6 protein-coding genes are annotated in these 8,165 nt (G+C 50.5%); all 6 read left to right on the top strand.

What is annotated here, in order from left to right; translation table 11 throughout:
* Nucleotides 1-67: 67 nt before the first annotated feature.
* Complete coding sequence (locus Q7U71_03565) at nt 68-595, top strand: hypothetical protein (GenBank protein ID MDO9390834.1); 528 nt, start codon at nt 68-70, stop codon at nt 593-595.
* Nucleotides 596-760: 165 nt separating this feature from the next.
* The gene (locus tag Q7U71_03560; protein MDO9390833.1) at nt 761-2,629 is read left to right on the top strand and encodes a M20/M25/M40 family metallo-hydrolase; all 1,869 of its coding nucleotides are present in this window, start codon (nt 761-763) and stop codon (nt 2,627-2,629) included.
* 129 nt (nt 2,630-2,758) lie between these two features.
* Nucleotides 2,759-3,838, top strand: a complete 1,080-nt coding sequence (locus Q7U71_03555) for a LamG domain-containing protein (GenBank protein MDO9390832.1) — start codon at nt 2,759-2,761, stop codon at nt 3,836-3,838.
* A gap of 153 nt (nt 3,839-3,991) precedes the next feature.
* Complete coding sequence (locus tag Q7U71_03550) at nt 3,992-5,224, top strand: NAD(P)/FAD-dependent oxidoreductase (GenBank protein ID MDO9390831.1); 1,233 nt, start codon at nt 3,992-3,994, stop codon at nt 5,222-5,224.
* Nucleotides 5,225-5,241: 17 nt separating this feature from the next.
* Nucleotides 5,242-6,864: a sensor domain-containing diguanylate cyclase gene (locus Q7U71_03545; GenBank protein MDO9390830.1), complete on the top strand. Its 1,623-nt coding sequence runs from the start codon at nt 5,242-5,244 to the stop codon at nt 6,862-6,864.
* A 37-nt stretch (nt 6,865-6,901) separates the two neighbouring features.
* Nucleotides 6,902-8,165: UDP-glucose/GDP-mannose dehydrogenase family protein (locus tag Q7U71_03540; GenBank protein ID MDO9390829.1), on the top strand; the 1,264-nt coding region annotated here is incomplete at its 3' end.

Below are 8,165 nucleotides of genomic sequence, written 5' to 3'. Positions count from 1 at the left end.
TAAGACCCAAAGTCGGAAGATGATAATCCTGAAATAAAATGACATTATAACCAAGAAAGGCATAACCGTGAAAAAGTTATACGCTCTGGCAATAGCCTGGGTATTGCTTTTATCCGCCAAAGAGGCACTTTGCTCACCGGTACTGATCTCGGTGGAACTGCCGACTATAGAGAGCAAGAAAGGTTGGCATCAGCTTGGCATACCGACTTATGAACTTATAGGCAATACCGCCATTGCGGAAACGGAGGAGAACCTGGTCGGATCATTGAAACAAAAAGGTTATTCAATAGAGATAATTGACAGACCGCCGGAACTGACAAGATATATGATTTTATTGAATCCTGAAAAATTTTCAGCGATGAAGGGAAAGCTGATCTGGCAGAATGATAAAACGGCTATAATACAGCCGCTATCCAAAGGACATAATTTGGATCCTGACTTTAAACACAATATCCGGCCAATGAACACCAAGCCATTGGGGGAGAGGTTCTGGAAGAGTAATACCACGAAATATGTAACTTTGAAGAGCATACCGTACGATCCGTTCATTCAAAACTTAGTGGATCAGGTGAATGCTGACTCCATAACATCATAAATCCAGAGATTACAGGATTTTATTACTCGAGAAGCATGCACGGATAGTTCCCATGCTGCCTCTCAATGGATATATGAAAAGTATTCATCCTACGGCTGTACTACTAAGTTCGATAGCATATACATACAAACAACAACCGGGGATTCTGGGTACGAAAGGAATGTTATTGGTTATATTCCAGGCTATATCCCCCAGACAGAGATAATCGTATCTGGTCATTTTGACTCGATAGATAGGCTGCTTAGCAGTTGTGCCCCGGGAGCGGATGATGATGCCTCGGGCACTGCTGCAGCGATTGAAGTTGCCAGAATATTTTCCCAACAAAGTTTTCCCGTTACAATAACTATTGCGGCATGGGCTGCCGAAGAAGCAAATTTGAAGGGAAGCATTCATTATGCCAATTGGGCCGACAGCAATAATATCGATATTAGAGCGATAATGAATATGGACATGATAGGTTATATGAATGACAGTATTTGTGATTGTATTGCCATGGGCACCTCTTGGTTGACGAATATATTTATGCAATCGGGCCAAAATTATTCTCCTATGATGGCAATCTATCAAGACCTTGGCGGTGCCCCATGGGATGCTGCTCCTTTTTATGTTCTGGGTTATCCTGCATTCACTTGTTCAGAAAACCCGGAAGCGGATAACCCATATCAGCACACAACGGAGGATTTATTAGACAAGCTGTCGCCCAACCTTATTGCAGAAGTCACAAAAACAGTTGTGGCCACTATTGCCATCTTGGAGCTATACCCCTCAAAAGTGAACAATATTGAAGTTGACCAGACATCTGATGATACCACTCTTCAGTTAATTTGGTCGGCCAACCAAGAAACAGATGTTGTTGGATATTGGATATGGTGGGGGAATCAGAGTGGTTCATATTCGGATAGTGTTTATGTGCCAGGAAGACTGACTGTTTGCGACACTATTAGTGGATTAGAGCCTAATGAAATCGCATATTTTATTATCAGGGCGGTCAACGGAAGCAATCAGCAAAGTTATTTAGCAGATGAAGTCTTCGGCATGCCAGTCATATTCTCTTTGGACCAGGGAATCTTGGTGGTGGACGAGACCAACAACTGGACCACCGGTAGCTTTCCCCGCGACGCCCAGCAGGACAGCTTCTATAACTATATCTTTTCAGACTACAAATATGAACTTTACGAGTACGGTTTAACCTCCCAGAAGCCTACCCTGGCGGATTTCGGCCCATATTCCACGGTGGCCTGGCTGGCCGATGATTATGCCGGGATGTTGGCTTCCGGGGCGGTCAGTGACATGAAGAGCTACCTTGATAACGGGGGCAAGATGTGGTTTGCCGGGTGGAAACCAAGTAGTGACATAGGGAGCGACTCGTATGATCAATTTAAGATATCACCTGCGGGCCTGTCCGGGATCACGGACTCCTTTAAGACTGCTATCGGGTTGAAAGGATACCCAGATATCGCGGTAGATACATTAAAATACCCAGCAACCATCTGGGGAAAGACTTTCCGGTATATTGAAGCCTTTACGCCATTGGCCGAAGCCGATACCATCTACGTGATGGACATGAAGAACAATGGGAGTTCTTACGAAGGCCGGGCCTGCGCGGTGCGGGACTCGGGCAAGACGGTATTCTTTGGCTTCCCGCTGTACTTTATGGACAAGGACCAGGCCAGACTGGCGGCCCAGCAGGTGATGCTTGAGTTCGGGGAACCTTATGTTGGTGTTGAAGGGAAGCCAGGGAACAGGGGACAGGGGACAGCGTTCAGGCTGGAACAGAATGCACCGAATCCGTTCAGACAAACCACAGTGATTAGTTATCGATTGCCCAAGGCGGGAATGGTCAGCCTGAAGATATACAACATTGCCGGGCAAACGGTGAAAACCCTGGTTAATACTGGACAAACCGCTGGTCGTTTCACCGTTATCTGGGATGGCTGCGATGATCACGGCATCAATATTTCCAACGGGGTATATATTTACCGGCTTCAGGCAGGAGAGACAAGCCAAACCAGAAAAATGATAGTTCTAAAATAAAATAATCAATAAAATGCTTTGCTGTTGAAAGGGTAGATATTAAATGTATTTAATATTTTCATTGACAAAGAAATGTATTTGTGCTATGGTTAATTATAACTAATCTTATTAATTATAAGGAGAGTTGTCATGAAGCATATCATTTTAATGTTGATCCTTGCATCTGCTATAATGTTTACTGGCTGTACCGTAAACAACTATACCATTTTACCAACTCAACCTGACAATAATACAACCGGCACTGAATCATTTACAATGGCCATGTCATTAAAAACGGCCATTGACAGCGGATATACTATAACCAGGGTAACTGTTAAGATTGCCAATGGCACTTTTACCGACTCGATGGATTTGACGATCTCGGGAGATTCAGCAAAGGGGACATTCACCGAGCTTGTTCCTGGTACATACACGATCACGGTCAAGGCCTATCAGAACACAATGCTGGTGGCTCAGGGAACCGGCTCCGGCGTAGTAGTGGCGGGTGAGATGAACCAGGCCTATATTCATCTTCAATTTGTAACTACTACCGGTGATCTTGAGATCATAGTAGATTGGGGTACCGGGGACGAACCCTTATCGGGGTTGGTGGCCTCTTATCCGTTTACAGGGAATGCCAACGATGCCAGCGGCAATGGTCATAACGGGGTGGTGGTCGGAGCTACGCTGACCTCGGACCGCTTTGGCAACACAAATTCCGCCTATTTGTTCAATGGTACCAGCAATATCATTACTCTTTGCCCAGCCAACCAATTGAGCCTCTACGATCAGGATTTCACGGTTTCCGCTTGGTTCAACGGCAGTTCATTTGTAAACCGTGATGCGACAATATTGGGCAACGATTATGGGACGGTCAATTCACAATTGGCATTTATGATCCGTTATAATAAACCGTTGATGGATTTTGTTTACAATTGGACCTACGGTAAAAGTTCTATCCAAACGAACACCTGGTACCATATCGTTTTCCGGTACAAGAAGAGTAGTGGGGAGCAAGGGATATTCATCAATGGATTGCAAGACACACTGAGTCTAGGACACAGCGCGTTTGTAGGCACTGACACTGTTAGGATCGGGCGTTGGAACAGAGGCAGTTCTTCAGTTGGTCCGACTTATTTTATGGGGACCTTAGATGATATTCAAATTTACAACCGGGCTTTGACTGACATTGAGATCCAAACACTATACCATGAAAATGGATGGAACTAATAATGCAATCCGAAAGAGACCCCGTCAATATTTGACGGGGTCTCTTTTTTTAATGTGATAATATTTTTTAACAAACGTATTGCAAGAATGGGTTAAATTTGGTATCATACAATGTTAAAACCATTTGCCGCAATTGCAGTTAGGTAAACTATAATCCCCAAAACAACTACTAAAAACATAGTTGTGATCGGCGGCGGTCCGGCCGGAATGATGGCTGCGATCACTGCCACCAAAGCAGGCGCAAAGGTCAGGCTGCTGGAAAAAATGCCGGCCTTGGGACGCAAATTGCTGCTCACCGGGCAGGGCCGCTGCAATGTCACCAACAACCTTGATCCCAAACAATTCATTGCCGACTGCGGCCCCGGCGCCCGCTTTTTGCATGGGTCTTTAAGCCGGTTTTCCGGCCAGGATACGCTGGAATTCTTTGAACAACTGGGAGTAAAACTGGTGCTGGAGCGGGGAGGAAGGTATTTTCCGGAATCGCAAAGGTCCATGGACATATTGCTGGCCCTGCAAAAAGCCCTGAAACAGTCCGGGGTGGAGATTGTGCCAGGTGCCAGGGTCCTGAACATCTCCAGGCAGTCTGTCGGTTTTAAAATAGCTGCATCCGAAAGGATGTATTCTGCGGATTCCCTGATTATAGCCACCGGAGGGAGGTCCTATCCGGCCACCGGGTCCACCGGGGACGGTTATGGTTTTGCCCAGGAACTCGGGCACACTATCGTCCCCACCAGGCCCAGCGACGTGCCTCTGACGGTCCGGGAGGATTTTGTCAAACAGCTTCAGGGATTAAGCCTGAAGAATGTTGAGTTGAAATTTTCCCAGGGCCGGAACAGGATCTCTTTATTTGGGGAGATGCTGTTCACCCATTACGGCATTTCCGGACCGATGGCTCTGGACGCCAGCAGGCAGGCGGGCCAGTGGCTTAAGGACGGTCCGGTGCAATGTTCGCTGGATCTGAAGCCCGCCCTGTCAAACGAGGTGCTGGACCAGCGGCTGTTGCGCGATATGGACCTCCAGGGCAGGAAGACCTATAAAAATCTCCTAAAAGGGCTGCTGCCTTCCAGCCTGATCCCGGTATTCTGCTCCCTTTCCCGGATAGACCCGGACATCCTGGTCAACCAGCTTAACAAGGAACAGCGGGGCACGGTCAAGAAACTGCTAAAGGGAATCGATTTCACCGTCACCGGGCTGAGGGGTTACGACGAGGCGGTGTGCACCGCCGGCGGGGTGGACCTGTCCGAGGTAGATCCCAAGACCATGGGCTCCAAGAAAACACCCGGCCTGTATTTTTGCGGGGAAGTATTGGACCTGGACGGCCCCTGCGGCGGATATAACCTGCAGATAGCCTGGTCCACCGGGTTTACGGCCGGAAGCAACGCTTAAGTCTCCAAGTTTTTCTGATGACCAAAAAAGAACATGGCATAGATCTGGACCAGCGGCACCTGGAAGTGATGTCGGGCTGGGTGCGCTGGGCGGTGCTGTTTTTGGCGGCGCTGCTGACGGTGGTGCATCCCGAACAGCTGGATTACAGCGGGCTGGGATTGATCCTGGTGCTGGCCGGGGCGGCGGTTTACAACGTGCTGATAATCCTGGCCGGGGCCAAGGTCTTTGCTGTCCTAAAACGCCGGCCCATCACCCTGGGTTTCGATCTGGCCTTTGCCACCCTGCTGATAGCTTTCACCGGAGGCAGCCGCAGCCAGTTCTTTTACCTTTATTACCTGGCGGTGATCTGGGCGGCCCTGCTGGGGAACCGCCAGGGGGCCCTTAGAACAGCGGGGGCCTCAATAATGCTATATTTTGCCGTGATGGCCTGGCGCCGGGAATTTTCATGGGATCAATTGTTCCTTTATGACCTGTTCTTTAAGATAGGACTGCTTTCCCTGACGGCCTTTTGGGCCGGCTTCATCTCCGACCAGCAGAAGATCTGGCGCCGCCGCCACCAGGAGCTGAGCCGGGAAGCCGATGAATGGAACCGCACCGCCGCCAAGATACAATCGGTGGCCATGTTCGGCATCGGGGCGCTGATCTCCTCTTCCAAGAACATTGAGGAAACCCTGGGGCTGACCCTGGACGCCATTGAGGACATAGTGAGATCCGACCGCTGTTCCATCCTGCTGCTGGACTTTGGGACCGGGGAACTGGTGCTGAGAGCCGCCCGGGGGATGAGGGCCGGGATGGTCGGCAAACTCCGGCTGAGATCGGACCAGGGCCTGGCCGGTGAAGTGCTGCGGACCGGACTGCCCAAGAACGTGCCCGACACCGACCTGGAGCCGATGTTCGTGCCCTCCCCCAAGGGATACGACAAGGTGCATTCCATGCTGGTGGTGCCGCTGATGGTCCGGGAAAAAAGGCTGGGAGTGATCAACCTTTCCGAGGTCAAGGGGAAAAGGGAATTCACCCCCGGCGAGCTTTCGGCCATAAAGCTGATAGCCGATTACGCGGCCCTGGCCCTGGAAAACGCCGGTATCCTGGAAGAGAAGGAACGGGCGGCCACCACCGACGGGCTGACCGGGCTGTACAATTACCGCTACTTTTGGGAAGAGCTTTTGGACCTGATGGAAGATGAAAAGCAGCATCCCTTGTCCCTGATCTGGATGGACCTGGACCACTTCAAGGAATACAATGACGTCTTCGGGCATCTCAAGGGAAGCGAGATCCTGAAAAGGCTGGGAGACATAATCGGATCGGCCCTGGCCGGTAAATCCCCGGTGATCTGCCGCTACGGCGGCGATGAATTTGCGGTAATCCTTAAAAACTCTGACCGGGGACAGGCCTGCCGGGCTGCCGAGGCCATTAGGCTGTCCATTTACCGGACTGAATTTGCCCAGACCCGTCCCGATGGTAAAAAGCTTTCGGCCAGTCTGGGGGTGGCTAGTTTCCCAGGGGATGCCAAAGATGGACGGGAATTGATAGAAAAGGCAGACCAGGCCATGTACTTTGCCAAGGAGCAGGGCAAGAACAGGGTGGCTTACTGGGATCGAAAAAAAATAAGTCTGACAAATGGATCAATGCACAAAAAGTAAACAAATAAATCATTCAATATAAAATCTGGAGAAGATCATGAAATTAGCAGTAGTGGGGACCGGATATGTAGGGCTGGTCTCAGGGGTTTGTTTTGCCGAATGGGGGCATCAGGTGATCTGCGTGGACAATGACGCATCGAAGATCGAAATGCTTAAAAAGGGGCAGATACCCATCTACGAGCCCGGTCTGAAGGAGTTGATGGACAAGAACCTGGCCCGCCTGTCCTTCACCACTTCCATCGAAGAAGCCACCGACCAGTCGGACATCATCTTCATTGCCGTGGGCACGCCGCCCCGGCCCAACGGGGAAGCCGACCTTTCCGCAGTGGAGACAGTGGCCGCCACCGTGGCCCGCCGGATGAAAAGCTACAAGCTGGTGGTGGAGAAGTCCACCGTACCGGTGCAGACCGGCGATCAGGTCAAACGGACCATGGCTCAGAACAACGTCAACAAAGTGGAATTTGACGTGGCCTCCAATCCGGAATTCCTGAGGGAGGGCACGGCTATCGAAGATTCCTTGAAGCCCGACCGGGTGGTGTTCGGCACCGATTCCGAGCGGGCCAGGAAAATGTTGATGGAACTTTACAGCCCCCTGGGCTGCCCCATCGTGGCCACCGACATCCAAAGCTCTGAGCTGATCAAACACGCCTCCAATTCGTTCCTGGCCATGAAGATCTCCTTCATCAACGCGGTCTCGGTGATCTGCGAAAAATCGGGGGCCAACGTGGAACAGGTGGCCTACGGCATGGGTCTGGACAAGCGGATCGGCCGGTCGTTTCTGAACGCCGGCATAGGCTTCGGAGGTTTCTGTTTTCCCAAGGACCTCCAGGCTTTCATCCGGATCTCGGAAAAACTGGGCTACGATTTCAAACTGCTGAAGGAGGTCGAAGGGATCAACGACCAGCAGAAGATGAACTTCGTCAAAAAGATAGAAGAGACGGTGTGGAACATCTCGGGCAAGACCATCGGCATCCTGGGGCTGGCCTTTAAGCCCAACACCGATGACATGCGCTTCGCACCGTCCATCGAGATCATCGAAGCCCTGCAGAGGGACGGAGCCAGGGTCAAGGTCTACGATCCGGTGTCCATGGACCGGGCCCGGCAGGTCTTAAAGGACGTCCAGTACTGCGACAACCCTTACGATGTGGCCAGGGATTCCGACTGCCTGGCCATAGTCACCGAATGGGACGAGTTCAAAAAAATGGATATGAACAAGATCAAATCACTGCTTAAAGTGCCGGCCATAGTGGACGGACGGAATATCCTGGACCCAAAAATGATGAAGGAAATGGGCTTCACTT

It is taken from the genome of bacterium (genome assembly GCA_030655055.1).
GTDB lineage: Bacteria > Edwardsbacteria > AC1 > AC1 > EtOH8 > UBA5202.
Note: the sequence above shows the minus strand (reverse complement) of the source record. Positions and strands in the feature narration are given on the sequence as shown.